The sequence below is a fragment of the Fodinibius roseus genome (assembly GCF_900129315.1).
Lineage (GTDB): Bacteria > Bacteroidota > Rhodothermia > Balneolales > Balneolaceae > Fodinibius > Fodinibius roseus.
This window is the reverse complement of record NZ_FQUS01000007.1, coordinates 108,324-126,243: the sequence shown is the minus strand read 5'-3', so window position 1 is coordinate 126,243 and position 17,920 is coordinate 108,324. Positions and strand designations below refer to the sequence as shown.

16 protein-coding genes are annotated in these 17,920 nt (G+C 50.8%); 12 read left to right on the top strand and 4 right to left on the bottom strand.

The genetic code is table 11. The features are described 5' to 3' along the window. Window positions 1-26: 26 nt before the first annotated feature. Complete coding sequence (locus BUB16_RS08225) at window positions 27-968, bottom strand: ABC transporter substrate-binding protein (RefSeq protein WP_073062096.1); 942 nt, start codon at window positions 966-968, stop codon at window positions 27-29. A 552-nt stretch (window positions 969-1,520) separates the two neighbouring features. On the opposite strand from BUB16_RS08225, the gene BUB16_RS08220 reads away from it, so the two are divergent. Next, window positions 1,521-2,021, top strand: coding sequence for a DUF4168 domain-containing protein (locus tag BUB16_RS08220; RefSeq protein WP_084088134.1), 501 nt, complete (start codon window positions 1,521-1,523; stop codon window positions 2,019-2,021). 52 nt (window positions 2,022-2,073) lie between these two features. Here the strand turns inward: BUB16_RS08220 and BUB16_RS08215 are convergent, their stop codons facing one another. Then, window positions 2,074-2,682, bottom strand: a complete 609-nt coding sequence (locus tag BUB16_RS08215) for a DNA-3-methyladenine glycosylase (protein ID WP_073062089.1) — start codon at window positions 2,680-2,682, stop codon at window positions 2,074-2,076. A 78-nt stretch (window positions 2,683-2,760) separates the two neighbouring features. Then, complete coding sequence (locus BUB16_RS08210) at window positions 2,761-3,678, bottom strand: YihY/virulence factor BrkB family protein (protein ID WP_244545664.1); 918 nt, start codon at window positions 3,676-3,678, stop codon at window positions 2,761-2,763. Window positions 3,679-3,887: 209 nt separating this feature from the next. On the opposite strand from BUB16_RS08210, the gene mutS reads away from it, so the two are divergent. From mutS to BUB16_RS08180, 6 genes are all read left to right on the top strand, one after another. After that, on the top strand, window positions 3,888-6,578 hold the full coding sequence (gene mutS / locus BUB16_RS08205; protein WP_073062083.1) for a DNA mismatch repair protein MutS: 2,691 nt from the start codon (window positions 3,888-3,890) through the stop codon (window positions 6,576-6,578). 81 nt (window positions 6,579-6,659) lie between these two features. Continuing rightward, window positions 6,660-6,881, top strand: a complete 222-nt coding sequence (locus tag BUB16_RS08200; RefSeq protein ID WP_073062080.1) for a DUF433 domain-containing protein — start codon at window positions 6,660-6,662, stop codon at window positions 6,879-6,881. Further along, window positions 6,881-7,243 carry a DUF5615 family PIN-like protein gene (locus BUB16_RS08195; RefSeq protein ID WP_073062076.1) on the top strand — a complete coding sequence of 121 codons (363 nt, stop codon included), beginning with the start codon at window positions 6,881-6,883 and terminating at the stop codon, window positions 7,241-7,243. Before BUB16_RS08200 ends, BUB16_RS08195 begins: the two co-directional genes overlap by 1 nt. Further along, window positions 7,244-8,137 carry a GntR family transcriptional regulator gene (locus tag BUB16_RS08190; protein WP_073062074.1) on the top strand — a complete coding sequence of 298 codons (894 nt, stop codon included), beginning with the start codon at window positions 7,244-7,246 and terminating at the stop codon, window positions 8,135-8,137. A gap of 305 nt (window positions 8,138-8,442) precedes the next feature. Further along, entirely contained in the window at window positions 8,443-10,419 is a 1,977-nt protein-coding gene (locus tag BUB16_RS08185) for a DEAD/DEAH box helicase (RefSeq protein ID WP_073062071.1), read from the top strand. A 219-nt stretch (window positions 10,420-10,638) separates the two neighbouring features. After that, window positions 10,639-12,246, top strand: a complete 1,608-nt coding sequence (locus BUB16_RS08180; protein ID WP_211483130.1) for an alkaline phosphatase D family protein — start codon at window positions 10,639-10,641, stop codon at window positions 12,244-12,246. A gap of 176 nt (window positions 12,247-12,422) precedes the next feature. On the opposite strand, the gene BUB16_RS08175 is transcribed toward BUB16_RS08180, so the two are convergent. After that, window positions 12,423-13,271, bottom strand: a complete 849-nt coding sequence (locus BUB16_RS08175) for an enoyl-ACP reductase FabI (RefSeq protein WP_073062068.1) — start codon at window positions 13,269-13,271, stop codon at window positions 12,423-12,425. A 273-nt stretch (window positions 13,272-13,544) separates the two neighbouring features. On the opposite strand from BUB16_RS08175, the gene ffh reads away from it, so the two are divergent. The 5 genes from ffh to rplS all read left to right on the top strand — a co-directional run bounded on the left by ffh (window position 13,545) and on the right by rplS (window position 17,887). Further along, window positions 13,545-14,897: a signal recognition particle protein gene (gene ffh, locus BUB16_RS08170; protein ID WP_073062065.1), complete on the top strand. Its 1,353-nt coding sequence runs from the start codon at window positions 13,545-13,547 to the stop codon at window positions 14,895-14,897. 139 nt (window positions 14,898-15,036) lie between these two features. Continuing rightward, the gene (gene rpsP / locus BUB16_RS22185) at window positions 15,037-16,146 is read left to right on the top strand and encodes a 30S ribosomal protein S16 (protein ID WP_073062061.1); all 1,110 of its coding nucleotides are present in this window, start codon (window positions 15,037-15,039) and stop codon (window positions 16,144-16,146) included. Window positions 16,147-16,209: 63 nt separating this feature from the next. Continuing rightward, on the top strand, window positions 16,210-16,749 hold the full coding sequence (gene rimM, locus BUB16_RS08160; RefSeq protein ID WP_073062058.1) for a ribosome maturation factor RimM: 540 nt from the start codon (window positions 16,210-16,212) through the stop codon (window positions 16,747-16,749). An 11-nt stretch (window positions 16,750-16,760) separates the two neighbouring features. Continuing rightward, entirely contained in the window at window positions 16,761-17,453 is a 693-nt protein-coding gene (gene trmD / locus BUB16_RS08155; protein ID WP_073062377.1) for a tRNA (guanosine(37)-N1)-methyltransferase TrmD, read from the top strand. An 11-nt stretch (window positions 17,454-17,464) separates the two neighbouring features. Then, the gene (gene rplS, locus BUB16_RS08150; RefSeq protein ID WP_170864330.1) at window positions 17,465-17,887 is read left to right on the top strand and encodes a 50S ribosomal protein L19; all 423 of its coding nucleotides are present in this window, start codon (window positions 17,465-17,467) and stop codon (window positions 17,885-17,887) included. The last annotated feature ends 33 nt before the right edge of the window (window positions 17,888-17,920 follow it).

The window sequence follows — 17,920 nt, the reverse complement described above, 5'->3', positions numbered from 1 at the left end:
CGATAATGACAATAAATCCAGGCATATCAGCAAATATTTTGCTTGAATTGGTAATCGCGAAGGTTAATCCAGTCCGGGTATCGGCCCGAAGACGTGCGGAAGCGTGAAGGATGAATAATTTCAGCCAGAATACGGGTAGTATCAACGAGGCGCGGACCCGGGCGGTTAACATATTGATCGCCATCCATGATAAACACCTGGTGGTTTTGTACGGCTTTCAGCTCCATCCATCCGGGACGGTTCGTTACCGTATCAAGCTCCGCAAGTGTTTTGGAAATCTCATATCCGCAGGGGGCTATGGTAATAATTCCGGGATTCAACCTCCTCACTTTTTCCCATTCCAGCTTTGGTGAATAGGCTCCTGCTGTCGCAGCCAGCGGGGTCCCTCCGGCAAGCTGCACAAGCTCAGGCACCCAGTTGCCCGCAGCCATCAACGGATTCAGCCACTCAAGGCAGAGAACATCGGGACGGCGAAGGGGCCGTGTCTGCCGCTGAATCTCCCGCAGGTCTTCTTTCATCTGTGCCGTTAGCTCTTCCGCTTCTTTTTCGGCCTCTATAGCACGAGCCACAATGCGAACGGCATCCACCGCCGAAGAAAGGTCGGTAGGAGACACCGAAATAATAGTAACCTCTTCAGCGAGGGTCGATTGCACCGCTTCCTGCACATCACTTAGCGAAGCGGCACAAACCTCACAATGATCCTGAGTTAAAATGATATCAGGTTTCAGTTTTGCAAGCTGCTCCGCATCCACCCGGTAAACGGAGAGTCCTTCCTGAAGAATCGCTTTAACCCGCTGATCCATTTCATAACTGGTTCCATCTGCCTGAAATTTGGGCTCCGTACAGGAAGGCAAAGCAGTAATACCGGGCGGAAAATTACAGTCGTGCGAACGTCCCACAAGATGCTCCTTCCTGTCCAGTGCCGAAACTATTTCTGTGAGACTTGGAAGCAGCGAGACAATACGCATATTCGATGAGGTATGTGGTGGATGCTCCTGGCTTTATGCCTTGTATAAAATTAAAAGCAAGCTTTGAAAAACCGGGGATTTTGGTCAATATCAACCCCTGAACGTATTCAAACCCACAACATCCACGACAACATATGTGAGGATGGTGTATACGCGAAAATGCAAAAGTTGACCAACAGAACGGTTTTGCAAAGCCTACTAATAAAATATAAAAGGAGTCCGCTCCAAACAATACGAAACTAACTCTTCTCCCGGTCAACGTACCATCCCCCTACCTTGCCCCAGGCTTGGTTTACGGTTTATAAATGCGACCATTTTGCCAAACCTGTTTCTTCCGGTAGCCAGAAAATAAAAGCTGCTCATCACTGGTACTCTGATATAACCCTTACAGGACCGAACTTGTTATGATTACGGATGGTTGATCGACGTACGTTCAAATGGTTCCACAATATATCAGCTGTCTGCGGGTTGTTTTAATTCGGAACAAATAATCTCTATATTAGTCCAACTTCTTAGGGAAAGGATGTTAATTTTTAATTTAGATTTCACTTTATGAAGTTTTTCAAAACGATAATGCCCGTCTTAACCGGGTTGTTACTTATGGCCGGATCGGCCGTTGCTCAAGTTCAACAACCTCAGCAGCAGCAACCTGCCCAGGCGGATAGCATCACGGATGCAGAGCTTGAAAAATTTGCCGATGTCACTACCGAGTCTCAAAAAGTCCAGCAAAAAATGAGAGATGAAGTCGATTCTATGCTTGCAGAGCAAGATATGGAAATGGAGCGCTTCCGAAAGATTATGATGAGCAAGCGCAATCCCAAAATGGCGGACTCCGTGGAAGTTTCCGCAGAAGAGGAAGAGACCATGAAAGCGATCCAGCCCAAGCTGATGGAAATGCAAAAAAAATCCCAGCAGGAAATGGTGAGTATCATCCAGGATAATGGCCTGCAGCCCCAGCGGTTTCAACAGATTATGCAGGCGGTACGCACCAATCCCGAAGTGATGAAGCGATTCCAGGAAATTGCCGGTATGGGTAACGGACAACAGAACTGATAGTTCCCTTTTTTTATACCTTGTGAAGGCTCATCCATGGGGATGGGCCTTTTTATTTTGCGCTGACCCAGCGGTTTCCCCGCACATAAAAACGCCGGGGAAGCCGTGCATCCTCACCGGCATAATCAACGCCGACACGGGGCGCAGCCACCATTTCATGATCGGCAAACGAACGGTCCCGGTCTTCAATCCAGATGGTATTTCCGGTGAGATCGATCCCATCAAGGGCGGTCGTAATATTCAACGCCTGGCTCAGGCGACCGGGCCCCGCCGTCAGGGAAGGAGAAATTCGGTCTGCTCCTCTCCGCTGCATCATCATTTCACGGCCTTCCAGCGGCTCAATGGCACGAATCAGTACCGCATCGGCCTCATTTTCTGTGTTCGTCACCACATTAAACAGATGGTGAATGCCGTAACACAGGTATACATACCCGATACCTCCGGCCCGGTACATGGTTTCCGTGCGCTGCGTCCGGCGGCCGCCGTGAGCGTGGGAGGCTTTGTCGTTGCGGCCGGAATAGGCTTCCGTTTCGGTAATAATTCCGCTCGTCACCGGAGTATCTCCGGTTTGGGTACACAACACCTTGCCCACTAACTGACGGCTGAGACGGACAACATCGGGCTGCCGGTAAAATGAAAGGGGAAGCTTATGGCCGGACATAGTATATATTTACTTTTTTAACCCGTTTAGTGATTGAAGTTAAGCAGCTAATGCATAATTGATTCGAAAGAGGAAAGCTTATGAAATAACGGTATACGGGTTCCTCGGGATAGATTGATCTTCAACAAAAACCTGCTGGTAAGCCCGGGCAATGATTGTGCTAAAAACAAAAAGGGCTGCAGAATAGAATGCCCACACACCAATGATAACCAGGATCGTGTATCCCTGGTAAAAATAGCGGTAGGAATGGAGGGCATACTCCAGATACCAGCCGACCCCGAACTTGGCCAGCTCGAAAAGGATGGTATAGGTCAGGGCGGCGAGCAGAGCCACTTTCAGCTGCATCCGTTTTTCCGTTATATACCGGAAAATGATAAAAAACAGAAAAAAGGTAAATAAAACAGGGATAACCAGATTGAGCAGTTCATACAGCCAACCCAGCTCAAACACCATATCCGTAAATGGCAGCGGCAGCTCATTGATGGATACCAGGGATACGAGTGAAATGATCAGGCTGAAAAACAGGAAAACGCTGCCCACTAACCCGAAGGTAAAAAAGTTGTAGACCATCTCTAAGATAGGATGACGGCGATCTTTTATATCAAAGATATCAAACACGACGTGCTTGAGCGTATGGAATAACCCCTGGGAAAAGAAAACCAGGATAATTGTCCCCATAATTCCGAAAATCTGCCGTGCTCCGATCAGCGGATTAAGCAGTGTCTCCAGGGTCACGGCGCCCCGGTACACATCTCCTGATTCTGACTCATAGGTAAAACTGGGAAACAGCTCGCGTCCATAACGAAGAATTTCATTGAACGCTTCGTCATAGGTAAGCACATAACCTATGATAGAGATCATCAGCAGCGTAAAGGGTATCGCACAAATAAATAGGTTGAAGGTGATAGCAGACGCGTTAAAAAAAATGTCTTTCTTCTTCAGCAGCCGGACGATGAGCTGCCAGAATTTTTTGTACTTCTGCACTTTGTTTCTCATAAATTAGTAAAGAGCTAAAAGATAACTGCTGAGTGCTCTTAATGCTAACTTAAATTACACTTCCGGGAAAGGTCGGATTTTTAATTGATTTCTCATGCGCTATTGCTGTTTTTAAAGAACACACCGTAAGACGGCTGCTTCTTAAAGAACCGTCAATTTCATACCTTTGACTGAAACAAATACACAACGTATTCAACCCAGAATCACTGATGAGTTCCACGAAAAAAAAGAAAAAAGATTTAACCCCGCTGATGCGCCAGTATCACGATATCAAGGAGGAACACGAGGGAGCGATTCTGCTGTTTCGGGTCGGCGACTTTTATGAAACCTTTGCCAACGATGCCGAACTGGTGAGCGAAGAGCTCGGGATCACGCTTACCAAACGCAACAATGGAAGCGACCAGACGCCCCTGGCTGGTTTTCCCTATCACGCCCTGGACACCTACCTGCCGAAACTGGTGAAAAAGGGCCACCGGGTAGCGGTTTGCGAGCAGGTCGAAAATCCATCCGACGCAAAAAAAGCGGGACGCAAGATCGTCTCCAGGGAAGTGACGGAGATTACGACGCCCGGCGTTACGATGTCCGAAAAATTACTGGAACACAAACGGAATAATTATGCCGCAGCCGTCTACTGGGAAGGAAAAACGGCCGGCGTGGCTTTCTCGGATGTATCCACGGGCGAATTTGCGCTCAGCCAGATCACCAGGCGGCAGCTCAGCGATCTGCTGCAGTCGGTGACCCCCTCCGAACTATTGCTGCCACAGAACCTGAAGAACAATGTCCCCGAAGAACTGCTGGATTACAACCTTACCTTCATTGAAGACTGGGTATACGAGGGCGAGTACGGGTACAACCTCCTGACCGACCATTTCGAAACGCATTCCCTGAAAGGATTTGGCGTGGAAAAACAGGAAATAGCCCACACGGCAGCCGGTGCGCTGATGCACTACCTGCAGGAGACTCAAAAGGCGTCACTTGGACATATTAAGCGGCTGCAGTCGTTCGAGAACAAGGAGTATATGGCGCTGGACGGCTCGACAAAGCGCAACCTGGAACTGACCACAACAATACAGGAGGGACAAAGTGAGGGTACGCTTATCTCGATCCTTGACGATACGGCCACGGCCATGGGGGGACGCCTGCTGCGCAAGTGGATCATGCGTCCCCTCAAACGTATGCGCCCGATCCGGGAACGGCTGAACGCGGTGGAAGCATTGCACGTGAACCACGACGTACGGGAGCAGCTGCGCAAGGAGTTGGGACAGGTGGGCGACCTGGAGCGGCTTATTTCCCGAATATGCGTGGGACGTGCCAATGCCCGTGACCTCGAGAAGCTGAAGCGGTCGCTGGCCCAGGTTCCCCGCATAAAAATGCAGTTTAACCAGCTCGAAGAGCCCCTGCTGAATGATATCCTGGATCGCCTGAAACTGCTGGTGGAAGTGCAGGAACGCATCGGAAAGGCCATTGTAGAGGATCCCCCGGCCAGCGTGCGCGACGGCGGAATTTTTGAAGACGGGTTTAACGAGGAGCTGGACGAGCTGCGCGATATTGCCCGCAACGGCAAAAATTATATCAGCGAAATTAAAGATGAGCTGGCCGCCGAAACCGGTATCAACTCGCTAAAAATCGGCTACAACAAGGTCTACGGCTACTATATCGAGGTCACCAACACGCATACCGAGAAAGTGCCGGATCATTTCATCCGCAAACAGACCCTGGTGAATTCCGAGCGTTACATCACCCCTGAACTGAAGGAGGTCGAGGAGAAAATCCTCTCTTCCGAAGAGCGCAGCAAAACCCTCGAATACGAACTGTTCGAAGAGCTGCGCCTGTATGTGGCGGACTTTGCCGAAGAGGTGCAGCAGATTGCCCAGGCCCTCGCCGAGCTCGATTGCCTGCAGAGTTTCGCCGAGGTCGCTTACCGCAATAACTACTGCAAGCCGGCCATCGCCGACGACCAGGTGATCGATATTACCAAGGGGCGGCACCCGGTGGTGGAAAAGACCCTCCCGCCCGGCGACCCGTTTATACCCAATGACATCCACCTGGAGAATGAAGACGAACAGATTTTAATTATCACGGGTCCCAATATGGCGGGCAAGAGTATTATCCTGCGCCAGACCGGGCTTATCGTGCTGCTTGCGCAGATCGGCTGTTTCGTGCCGGCCGAGCAGGCCCACATCGGACTGGTGGACAAGATCTTTACCCGCGTGGGGGCTTCCGACAACCTGGCGGCGGGCGAGAGCACCTTCCTGGTGGAAATGAACGAAGCGGCCAATATCCTTAATAACGCCACCCGCAATTCCCTGATTCTGCTGGATGAAGTGGGCCGCGGCACCAGCACGTTCGACGGACTCAGTATTGCCTGGTCGCTGGCCGAATACCTGCACAACCAGCCCTCCGTGGCCGCCAAGACGCTCTTCGCCACCCACTACCACGAGCTGAACGAACTGGAAAATATGTACGACCATATCGTAAATTACAATGTGTCGGTCAAAGAGCACGACGACAAAGTCATTTTTCTCCGCAAGCTGGTCCGCGGCGGCGCCGACCACAGTTACGGCATCCAGGTCGCCGATATGGCGGGCCTGCCCTCCATTGTCATCGAACGGGCCAAAGAGATCCTCGGAAATCTTGAGAGCCACAGCCTGGATGTCACCGACCGCAACGGTACTCTTGAGGAAGGCGCCAGGAAAAAGAAAGAGGCGGTCAAAAAAGCCGCCCGGGAGATGGAGAAGCAGGAGCAGATTACCCAGCCGTCGCTGTTCCAAACCCAGATCGATCCCAACCTCGAAATGCTGATCGACAAACTGGAGGCCTCCGACCCCAACCGCATGACGCCCATCGAATCGCTGATGCTGGTCTCGGAGCTGAAAAAGCTGGTGGAGAAGCGTAAGTAGAAGGCCTTGTAAATTGGGATTGTTGCTTTATAAAAGAAACTAAAATTTTGCATATATTAGTATGAATGAATAAATAAGATCATGAAAGACTGGCAAAATCATATTGAAAGTACGCCTGATGTTTTAAAAGGGAAACCGAGAATAAAGAATACACGGATACCGGTAAGTCTGATTTTGGGCTACCTTGCTTCAGAATATGATTTTGAAGAAATTATTGAAGAGTTTCCTGACCTTACAAAAGATGATATCAAAGCCTGTCTTCGTTACGCCAGAGATCTTTCGGAATTTGAATTGACAGCCTGATGCGGTTTTTTATAGATCATTGTGTTCCACGATCTGTCAGTGATTTTTTAAAGCATCAGGGATATAATGTCCATTTATTAAGAGACCATCTTCCTACGAATGCTCCAGACCAACAAGTTATTTCAGAAGCTCAATCGTTGAATGCTATTTTATTAACACTTAATGGCGATTTTGCTGATCTTATAATTTATCCGCCTCATCAATATCACGGCATTATTGCATTACAGGTTAAAAATAGGCCTGAAGTCATTGATCAAATTCTTGAGCGATTGAATAATTACTTTTTAAATCATCCACTTCAAGATCATTATTCAGGCAAGTTACTGCTAATTGAACCTCATAGAATACGCGTTAGAAAATAAGTGAAAACCTCCGCCAAATATATTGCCGACCGGATCCGCCTGATGATCGCCACCAAGCAGTTCCAGGTGGGCGAAACGCTGCCCTCTACGCGTCAGCTGGGACAGCAGCTGGAGTCGAGTTTTCATACGGTACGCAAAGCGTATCACATTTTGGCGGATGAAGGGCTTATCCGTGGCGAACGCGGTAAAGGCTTTATCGTGGAACGGCAGAATACCAACCTGGATAAAGCCGACCGGCTGGAGATAGGTGCCGAAAAGATGCGTAAGCTCCTGGAAGAGCTGATCGGCTATGGCCTCGATGAGTCGGAACTGGATGAGCTTTTCCAGGAGCAGCTGAGCTTTATGGACTGGCCCGACCGGATCGAAAGCTGTGCCAGCATTGGCGAAACAGATGAGCTTGGCAAAATGATTGCCGATGCCATTCAGCGGGAAGTGGGCGTGCGAAGCCGCGTGCTGAATGCGAATCAATACAACAAGACCGTCAACTACGACGCTCTTTTCGTGCCCGTACAGCTGGTAAACAAGTTTCGCGAGTATGCTGAAAAAGGCCGGTTGCTGCCGATTGTCTACAGCATCAATCCCGATACGCTGCTCTCCATTGTGGATCGGGCGGCCATTGAAACCATCGGCTTGGTGACCGCGGAGGACCAGACCATTCCCAAAATCATCAATGAATTAAAGGTGAGTATTCAATTTGGCGGCTCGTTCGTGGCGGGTGCAACCTACGGGAAGTCCCTGCCGCTGTTCGTCCGGGAGGCTGATCTCATCTTGTACACGGCGCAGAGCGCCAAACTGGTGGAACAGAAAATTCCGGACCGCCGGCGCATTAAACTGGAATATCAAATTTCCCCGAAAAGTGCCGATACCATCCGGGCTGAGCTCTGGGACCAGTAGTAAATTGGGAATTACGAATGGAGAATCATTAGTGTCCGGTAAAAAATTATACATTATACTTTTATTGATAAAAGGCTATATGGTCCGTTTTTTAAATAGTAAATTGATTCCAAATTCCTGTTCATATGGTCTCCCGGTTAATCTGGAAAAAGTTTGCGATTCCATGCTCCCGGCCTTGGCAGATGAGGCGCGGAAAGGGAACGGGCGGGCCGAGCAGAAAGAAATGGGGAAAACCAGCTCTCTTTTTTGAGCGTTTTAAAAGTTTCTCCGGACACCAATAATTTATAACTAATAGCGATATCCCTTTGTCTGACAAAAAAGTCAAAAAACTCATCAAGCGGGCGCTGGAGGCGGTCAATGCCGAGATAGAGGCGGTGCGCGAAAAGCCGGCCCACGAGGTCCTGTTTGATGGGGTGCTGTCGGACCATCACCCGCCGGGGGTGTTCTATTACGAGTTTGAGTCAAAAAACACCTCCCTCCGGTTCGCGGAAATCATCCGCGCGGAAATGGAAGGCTATGAGGAAGAATTCGAGCTTTACCCGGTTGAAATATCCGAGGAAAAGGCGATCCTGCATTTTCCCCATAATTTTGGCGGCACCCTCCCAAAGGTAACCCTGGAGTGGGAGAATGATTTTATCCTGCGCCGGCTCCGTACCGAACTCCAAAAAATACTGGACAGGGAAGACCGGCAGGTGCGGGAACGGATAGGACGCCTGTTTTACCCCGACGCTGACCGGCACCACAGCAAGGACCCGGACACACGTGTGCTCGACGACAGCAGAAGAAACGACGCCCAGCACGAATCGCTGCTCAAAGCCCTTCAAAACAAGGTACTGTATGTCTGGGGTCCCCCGGGAACGGGCAAGACCTCCACCCTCGGCTTTATGATTGCCAACTACCTGATCAAGGGGAAACGGGTGCTCTTCGCGGCGAATACCAACCGGGCGGTGGATGTGGGACTGCTAAGTGCGCTGGAGGCGCTGACGGCGGTAGAAAAAGAACACCTGGAAGAAAAGGCGACGCGTTTCGGGGAAATGGCGCTGGACAGCGAGCGGCTGGAAACGGTGCTGTTCGACCGGCATATTGAAAAAAAAGCAAAGGAACAGGAACGGCAGGCCGCCGACCTTTCCAACCTGCTGGGGAAATATCAAAAGCTCCAAAAAGAGATCGACAACCTGATGGATCACGGGGAATCGGTACCGCAGGAGCTGGATGATGAGATCGCCAGGCTGGGCGAACGGCTCGACAAGCACGGGGGCGAGGCGGCGCTGGAGGAAAAAGTTGACCGCCTCATTTCCGTCAACGAACGCAGGGAGCTTGAAGGCATGCAGCTGGTGGCAACGACCCTGGCTAAAGTGTGTACTTCCGACCTCTTTGACGGGCAGGAATTTGACGCCGTCGTCATCGACGAGGCGTCGATGGCGAACCTGCCGTACCTGATGGTGCTGACGGCCATGGCCGGGGACCATATTGTCGTGGTGGGTGATCCCATGCAGCTACCCCCCATCGCCATAACAGGCGACATGGAAGCTCGTCAGTTCCTGGAAGAAGATATTTTTACCTATGCCTCCAAAGCAAAAAGCACCGAAGACCTTTTTGCGTGGCACGACCGGAACCGCCCGCTGACCACCTTTTTTGACACGCAATACCGGCTGAACAAAGACCTGGCGGAGGTATTGAGTTCGGTGTTCTATGAGGGACGACTGAAAACGGCCGCCCCCGGCAACGAGCGGAAGATGACATCTGCCCCGACAACAGCCAAAGCGCCCACGGTCCATGTGATTGACAGTCAAAAGTACGGCCCGGAGCTTACCCAGAAAGACGAGGGACGGGGATTCAGTCCCGTAAATGAGGTCCACAGCGTCATCCTGACCCGGATACTGAAGCGACTGATCCTCCAAAACCATGTGCCGATGGAGGAAATCGGCGTCATTGTGCCTTTTCGAAGCACCGTGTACGATATCCGGGGCGAGCTGTATGAGCAGGGACTGGATGTCGTGGAAGTGGGAACGATCCACACCTTCCAGGGAAGGGAAAAGAAGGTGATCATTTTTGATACTGTCATGAGCGGGGAGGACTCATACGGCCGGCGGCGGCATTACTCGGTGCGGCCCTTTGATGAAGAAAAAAACGGGCTGGCGGTTCCGCGCCTGCTCAATGTGGCGCTTTCGCGTAGCAAGGACCGGCTCGTCATCCTGGCGGACATGGATCATATTAACAAGGTGTATGCCAACAAATTCCTGGGCGAACTGCTGAGAAGATTTCAGAAAAATGAAAAGTGAACCCAAAATAACCTGTACCTTTCCAGAACAAGTTGAATTACTTCATTGAAAGGCAATTCAGGAATCTATCATAATGCTAATATTTCCTTAACATTTCCTTAAAGACTATGGGAGCGGCATATACTATTTTAATCTCAGAATAATATTCGGAGAAAAACAGGCTACGATTTGAGGTTACCGCACAACGCCTTCGTTACCGTTTAACATTATAAAAGACTCATGAATAAAACCGGCATGAAAGATAATACTGAAGGGGAAGAACAACAGGTTGAGCAGCCACAAACCAACCGGCTGGACCGGCGCAGCTTTTTGCGAAAGTCGGCCATTACCTTAACCGGGCTTGGATTGACTTCTGCTTTCCCGTTCCTGCATACCTCCGCCAAATCACTGAACTACCCCTTCACCCTTGGCGTAGCATCAGGCGATCCCCTTCCGGGCGGTGTTGTGTTGTGGACCCGACTGGCCCCCAACCCGTTGATCGGGGGAGGGATGCCCCCGGAACAGGTGGAAGTCGGCTGGGAAGTATCGAGAAACCGGTCATTCAGCCAGCTTGTTGGCTCGGGCAGCACCGTTGCGGGGCCGAAATACGGACACTCTGTCCACGTGGAGGTCGACGGACTGGCTCCCGGCAGCTGGTATTATTACCGGTTTCGTGCGAATGGTGAAACGAGTCCCATCGGACGGACCAAAACAGCACCCGCTTATGGCGCCAAACCTGATGAACTGAACTTTGCTTTTGCCTCCTGCCAGCATTATGCATCGGGATACTATACCGCCTATGATCACCTGGTGGAAGAAGGTCTGGATGTCGTTTTTTTCCTGGGAGATTACATTTACGAAAAAGGCGGACAGGGCGAAATCGGCCGGGGACATCTGCCCATCCATGAAATTTATTCGCTGGAAGATTATCGCATCAGGTACGCACAGTATAGAAGTGATCCCTCTTTACAGGCCGCCCACGCCGCTTTTCCCTGGATTGTGACGCCCGATGACCATGAAGTCAAAAACAACTGGGGCGGAGAAGGGCCTCCCTATGATAATAACGAAGACTTCTTAGCCCGGCGCGCCAACGCCTTTCAGGCCTATTACGAGCACATGCCGCTGCGAAAGGCATCCATACCCGAGAATATAGACATGCAATTGTACAGGGATTTTACTTTTGGAGACCTGGCAACGTTCAATGTCCTTGATACCCGCCAGTTTCGAACGGACTTCGCCTGTGACGACGGCGTTCATTCGGGTTGTTCCGAGCGGCTGGATCCCTCCCGTACCATTCTGGGCGACGAGCAGGAAACCTGGCTGTTTAACAACTTAGCAAATTCTGATACCCGGTGGAACATTTTACCTCAGCAGATTATGATGGCCCAGGGGGATCGAAAAGCCGGGGAGGGCACGGCCTACAGCATGGATAAATGGGATGGTTATGTAGCGTCGCGAAATCGCCTGTTTGAGGTACTGAAAACCAATGATATCAAAAACATGGTGGTACTGACGGGGGATTCCCATAAAAACTGGGTAAATAATCTGAAGGAAGATTTCAGTAATCCCGATTCCCCGGTTCTCGGTACCGAATTTATGGGAACCAGTATTTCATCTTCCGGTGACGGGCAGGATACGAATTCACTCGGCAAACGGCTGTTACGGGAAAATCCTCATATCAAATTCTTCAATGCCCAGCGGGGCTATGTCCGCTGCAGGCTGACGCCGGAGGAGTTTAGAGCGGATTTTCGTATCCTGCCCTATGTCACCAGCTCAGGTGCACCTGTTAAAACAAGAGCCTCCTTTATCGTTAAAAACGGTACCCCGGGTGCCCTCCAGGTATCATAAATCAGTAGACGTGCCCTCAGTATAACGGGGATTTGGATTGGAGGCCGGTCATTTACCTGCAGAGTTTATAGCCAACTGCAAAACTCTCGTCACTTGAAATCAAGCTGTTGCTGGTCGGATTCTTCTTCGTGGAACATGTTATAAACCCGAAAATCGAAAACATTCACAGAAGTAAACTATTCTGCTTCCCGGTCTTCCTCCCCGTACAGTTTTGCCAGGTCGTTAATCATCTCCTCGTCGATGCCGGCATTGACGAAACCGCCATCGTGATAGAGGTTCTGCATCGTCACTTTGCGCGTCAGGTCGGAGAACAGCGTGACACAGTAATCCGCACACTCATCGGCCGACGGATTGCCCATGGGCGCTAATTTATCGGCGAAGGTATACATCCCGTCAAATCCTTTTATGCCCTTCCCGGCCGATGTTTTGGTCGGCGCCTGCGATATCGTGTTGACGCGGATGCCCCGGTCTGCAAGGCGGCTCCCGTAGTTCCGGGCCACGCTCTCCAGCAGCGCCTTGGCGTCGTTCATATCGCTGTATTTCGAAAAGATCCGCTGTGCTCCGATATAGGAGAGGGCCACAATGCTGCTTCCCTCATTCAATATTCCGGCCTCGTCCGCATAGCGAATAACCTTGTGCAGCGAAATAGCGGAGATATCCAGGGTCTGCTGCATCCAGTTGTAATTTAGCTTCTGATAGCTATCACTCTTGCGAACATTCGGCGACATGCCAATGGCGTGAAGGATGAAATCAATCTTCCCGTGCTCCTCTTTCACCTCTTGCATCAATTCCTCAATCTCGTCTTCCTTGGTTACGTCACAGGGAAAGACTTCCGCTCCGGTCTGTTCCGACAGTTTATCCAGCTCTCCGAAACGCAGGGCCACGGGCGCATTCGACAGGGAAAACTCCGCTCCCTCCCGCTTGCAGGCCAGCGCAATGCGCCATGCGATGCTCTGCTCGTTCAGTGCACCGAAGATGAGCCCCTTTTTCCCTTTTAACAAGCCATATCCTTGTCCATCCGCCATAAATTTATTACCTCAGTCTTTTCTTTCCATTAGTTTACGCCTTCGAAAATAACAAAAGTTTATTATCAAATCCGAAAAGGCTTTGAAATTATTGCCAGAAGCCTTTTGGAAAACCCATCAGACAATATTGTATCAAGCTCTGCCAATAATTCTATATGCTTTTAAAATATATATCCTGTTGATAATAGCCTTCATTGTCCTTATTTTGCGAGACTTTGCGCCCGTGCTTATTTCATCGCACGAACGAAAACCATTTAGAATCCACGAACACCCATGTTTCAAGATCTCTCGTCAAAATTAGATAAGGCCTTCCAGTCGCTGAAGGGGGAATCTAAGATTACGGATGTCAACATTGCGGAGACGGTCCGGGAGATACGCCGTGCGCTGCTGGATGCCGACGTGAACTACGAAGTTGCCAAACAGTTCACGAACGATATCAAGGATCGCGCCATGGGCGAAGATGTGCTGACGGCCGTCAACCCAGGACAACAGTTTACGAAGGTTGTCCATGATGAACTGACCGGGATACTCGGGCAGGAACGGGTTGACATCGCCGTTGCCGACACCCCTCCTACCGTCATTCTTATTGCCGGCCTGCAAGGTTCCGGTAAAACAACCTTCAGCGCCAAGCTGGCCCGGTACCTGAAACAGGAAAACAACCGGAGCCCTATACTGGCGGCAGCCGATGTCTATCGTCCCGCTGCCATCAACCAGCTGAAAACGCTGGCTGACAGCATCGATGTGCCGGTGTATTCCATCGGACAGAAAGATGCCGTCCGCGTAGCCAAAGAAGCTGTATCCATGGCCAAAAGCCTGGCCCTGGATACCGTTATTATTGATACGGCGGGACGGATGCACGTGGACGAAAAGATGATGAATGAGGTTGCCGAGATTAAAGAGGCGGTTCAGCCCGATGAGACCCTGTTTATCGTCGATTCCATGACGGGACAGGATGCGGTCAATACGGCCAGGGAATTTAATGAAACCATCAATTACGATGGTGTCGTGCTGACCAAGCTTGACGGCGACACCCGCGGCGGGGCTGCCCTGTCGATTAAGACGGTGGTTCAAAAGCCGATTAAGTTTGTAAGCACCGGCGAAAAGCTGGACGCTCTCTCTCCCTTCTATCCCGACCGGATGTCGCAACGCATCCTGGGCATGGGAGATGTGGTTTCGCTTGTCGAGAAAGCCCAAAAAGAGTTTGACGAAAAAGAAGCACAGGAGCTGCAGAAAAAAATAAAGTCTGACAGCTTTGACCTGGAGGATTTTTACGAGCAGCTGCAGCAAGTAAAGAAAATGGGCGACCTCTCGGATCTTGTTGGTATGATTCCGGGAGCCGGGCAGGCGTTGCAGGACGCTGATATCGACGACGACTCCTTCAAGCCTATCGAGGCCATTATCTGCTCTATGACCCCGGAAGAGAAACACAACCCGGATATTCTGAACGCCACCCGAAAGCGACGTATTGCCAAAGGTTCGGGGACCCGCGTTTCTGACATCAATGACCTGCTCAAGCAGTTTAAGCAAATGAAGAAGATGATGAAATCATTTTCCGGCATGGGCAAGATGGGTCAAATGATGCAGGGCATGAAAGGCATGAAAAACAAACTACCCTTTGGCAGATAAACGAATATATGATCGGATGCCGCGTACTGTTTAGCCCAGTCCGGCATCTTTGTTTACGCACTTGTATTGCGCAAGGTTCCGACAATATCCTCTATAGAAATCAACGCAAAATTAAAGTTATAAATAAGGAGATAATCCATTGTTAAGAATTAGATTACAACGTAGAGGTCGAAAAAAACGACCGATCCATCATATCGTAGTGGCCGACAGCCGAAAACCCAGAGATGGCAGAATCATCGAAGACTTGGGTCGTTTTGATAACATCACCCCCAAGAATCAGCTTGAACTGAACCGGGAACGCGCTCTTTACTGGTTAAGGCAGGGAGCGCAGCCTTCGGATACCGTTCGTTCCATCTTTAAGAATCAGGGGATCATGTACGAAATGCACCTGGTGCGATGGGGTAAGTCGGAAGAAGAGATTGAAGAAGCCCTAACAGAATGGCGTGAAAAGCGTGAAGCCAAGGAAAAGAAAGTGCCCACGCGCAAGGAACGCCAACAGGCCCTGCTCGAAGCCGAGGAGAAAGAGTTCCAGAAGCAGCTTAAGAAAAAAGCGGAAGAAGCGGCCCGCGAAAAGGCCAAGCAGGAAGCGCTTGCTGCGGAAGAAGATGAGCAGGAAGAAGCGGATGAAGAAGAAGAGGTAGAGGCTTCCGATAAAGAGGAAACGGAAGCGGAAGAACCTCAGGAGGCACAAGCCCAAGAAGCCGATGCAGAGGCCGAAGAAACAGAAACCGCTGAAGAAGAAGAGGAACAGAAAGCGGAAGTCGAGGCTCAGGAGGATTCCGAGGATGAGGAAGACGAAGACCAGGAAGCGGCGTCCGCGGATGCATCAGAAGAGGATGAGGAGGACACCGAAGAGCAGGAGCCTTCCGCTGACGACCGGGATGAAACGGAGGAGCAGGAAAAAGCTTCATCAGCCGAAGAAGAATCGGCGCCGGACTCAGAAGAGGAAGCGGAGGACAAGCACGCGGAGGCCTCTGAAGATGAAGAGCCGGAACCCGATGAAGCAGAGGACGAGGACGAACAAGCGGAAGCTTCTGAAGATGAAGAAGATGCCGGGGACGATGAGCAGGAAGCGGAAGAGGAAACAGATCAATCCGGTACGCCGGTTTCCAGCGAGATGCTCGCCAAAGAGGCCATTTCGCATATCGAGGATACGCCGCTGGAGGAATTAGAAGGTTTTGTAACGGAAGAGGAAGACCGGGTAACCGTTCGGCGTGCATGGGACGATAAGCACGGCGAGGAAGAATAAAATAAACGATCATTATCAAAGCAACGCTTTGCCGAACGTATTATCGGCAGGGCCAAGCCCATTATGCTGGAATCAATTGAAAACCAGTATCAGAAAATCGGGTATATTGCCCGGTCTCACGGCGTACAGGGAGAAGTGTTGATCATCTCCGAACTGGACGCTCCTACACTTTTTGATTCGCTTGATCTGGTACGTATAGAAAATGCCAGAGGGGACTTGGTCCCCGCCCGGGTGGAGTCGGTCCGGGTGCAGGAAAAACACAATCGACTTTCGTTCTTTGTACAATTTGAGCACGTGACTGATCGCACACAGGCCGACAGGCTGAAACAGTATGCGGTTTATGCGGATCGCGAACAGGTAGAACACCTGCTGGACCGGCAGGATGACCCGGTGGATATGACCTCTTTTGAGGTCCGGATGAACGGCAGCCGGATCGGCACCGTGGAAGAGGTGCTTTACAACCCCGCTCATCCCATCCTGCAGATCTCCACCCGCAACCTGGAACAGCTGCTGGTCCCCTTTGTGGACGAGTATGTTACGGAGGTCGACGAGGAGCACCGGCAGATACATTGCCGGAACCTCGAACAACTGGGGGATGTCTAATAATAAATATGATGCGTATTGATATCATATCGGCCGTACCGCAGCTCCTGGAAGGACCCCTGAATCACAGTATTGTGGGCAGGGCCCGGGAAGAGGGGTTGGTGGAGATCCGTATTCACGATCTGCGGGATTACTCGAAAGACAAGCACCGGAAGGTGGATGATTACCCGTATGGCGGGGGCGCCGGCATGGTGCTGACACCTCAGCCCATATTCTCCTGTGTCGAACAGCTGACGAGCCGGAGGCCGTATGATGAAATCATTTTTGCCGCGCCCGACGGCGAACTGTTTGAACAGGAGGATGCAAATGCGCTTTCCGTCAAGGAAAACCTCTTGTTCCTGTGCGGCCATTACAAAGGGGTCGATCAGCGCGTGCGGGATGAACTGATCACCCGGGAATACAGCATAGGCAACTATGTACTTTCCGGCGGCGAGTTGCCGGCTATGGCGATGACCGATGCGATCGTTCGCCTCTTGCCCGGCGCGCTGGGCGATGCGGAAAGCGCACTGACCGACTCCTTCCAAAACGATCTGCTGGAGGGACCGGTCTACACGCGTCCCGCCGAATTCAGGGGGATGAATGTGCCGGAGGTACTGCGATCGGGTAATCATCAAAAAGTGAAAGAATGGCGATTGAAACAATCGCTGGAGCGTACCAAACAAGTACGTCCTGAGATGTATAAAAAATTTAGAAACGAACAGTAGTAAAAATTATCATGGATAAGTTAAAATTAGCAGAACAGACATTAATGACCGATAAGTACCCCGAGTTTAAAACCGGGGATACGGTAAATGTGCACTATCTCGTGCGGGAAGGAGACAAAGAACGAATCCAGCAGTTTGAAGGGCTCGTTATCTCCCGCCGGGGTTCCGGTGCCAACCAAACGTTTATGGTTCGTAAAATTTCGGCCGGTAATATCGGAGTAGAGCGTATTTTTCCGCTCTTTTCACCGTTTATCGACAAAATTGAGCTGCGCAAACAGGGCGATATCAAACGGGCGAAACTCTACTACCTGCGAGAGCGTCAGGGCAAGTCGGCCCGCGTCAAGGAAAAAGATCAAAATCAGAATACGGTTCGCGAGCTAAACCGGGCAGCCGAAGAACGGAATAGCGCAGCTGAGGCCCAGGAAGAAGAGTAAGTAAGGAGAAACACTCTTTTTTCAGGTAGTGCA

Excerpts from the sequence above, each read along its gene's own strand:
- BUB16_RS08225 (WP_073062096.1), bottom strand. The coding sequence starts at position 968 with ATGCGTATTGTCTCGCTGCTTCCAAGTCTCACAGAAATAGTTTCGGCA.
- BUB16_RS08220 (WP_084088134.1), top strand. The coding sequence starts at position 1,521 with ATGAAGTTTTTCAAAACGATAATGCCCGTCTTAACCGGGTTGTTACTT.
- BUB16_RS08215 (WP_073062089.1), bottom strand. The coding sequence starts at position 2,682 with ATGTCCGGCCATAAGCTTCCCCTTTCATTTTACCGGCAGCCCGATGTT.
- BUB16_RS08210 (WP_244545664.1), bottom strand. The coding sequence starts at position 3,678 with ATGAGAAACAAAGTGCAGAAGTACAAAAAATTCTGGCAGCTCATCGTC.
- mutS (WP_073062083.1), top strand. The coding sequence starts at position 3,888 with ATGAGTTCCACGAAAAAAAAGAAAAAAGATTTAACCCCGCTGATGCGC.
- BUB16_RS08200 (WP_073062080.1), top strand. The coding sequence starts at position 6,660 with ATGAAAGACTGGCAAAATCATATTGAAAGTACGCCTGATGTTTTAAAA.
- BUB16_RS08195 (WP_073062076.1), top strand. The coding sequence starts at position 6,881 with ATGCGGTTTTTTATAGATCATTGTGTTCCACGATCTGTCAGTGATTTT.
- BUB16_RS08180 (WP_211483130.1), top strand. The coding sequence starts at position 10,639 with ATGAATAAAACCGGCATGAAAGATAATACTGAAGGGGAAGAACAACAG.
- BUB16_RS08175 (WP_073062068.1), bottom strand. The coding sequence starts at position 13,271 with ATGGCGGATGGACAAGGATATGGCTTGTTAAAAGGGAAAAAGGGGCTC.
- ffh (WP_073062065.1), top strand. The coding sequence starts at position 13,545 with ATGTTTCAAGATCTCTCGTCAAAATTAGATAAGGCCTTCCAGTCGCTG.
- rimM (WP_073062058.1), top strand. The coding sequence starts at position 16,210 with ATGCTGGAATCAATTGAAAACCAGTATCAGAAAATCGGGTATATTGCC.
- trmD (WP_073062377.1), top strand. The coding sequence starts at position 16,761 with ATGCGTATTGATATCATATCGGCCGTACCGCAGCTCCTGGAAGGACCC.
- rplS (WP_170864330.1), top strand. The coding sequence starts at position 17,465 with ATGGATAAGTTAAAATTAGCAGAACAGACATTAATGACCGATAAGTAC.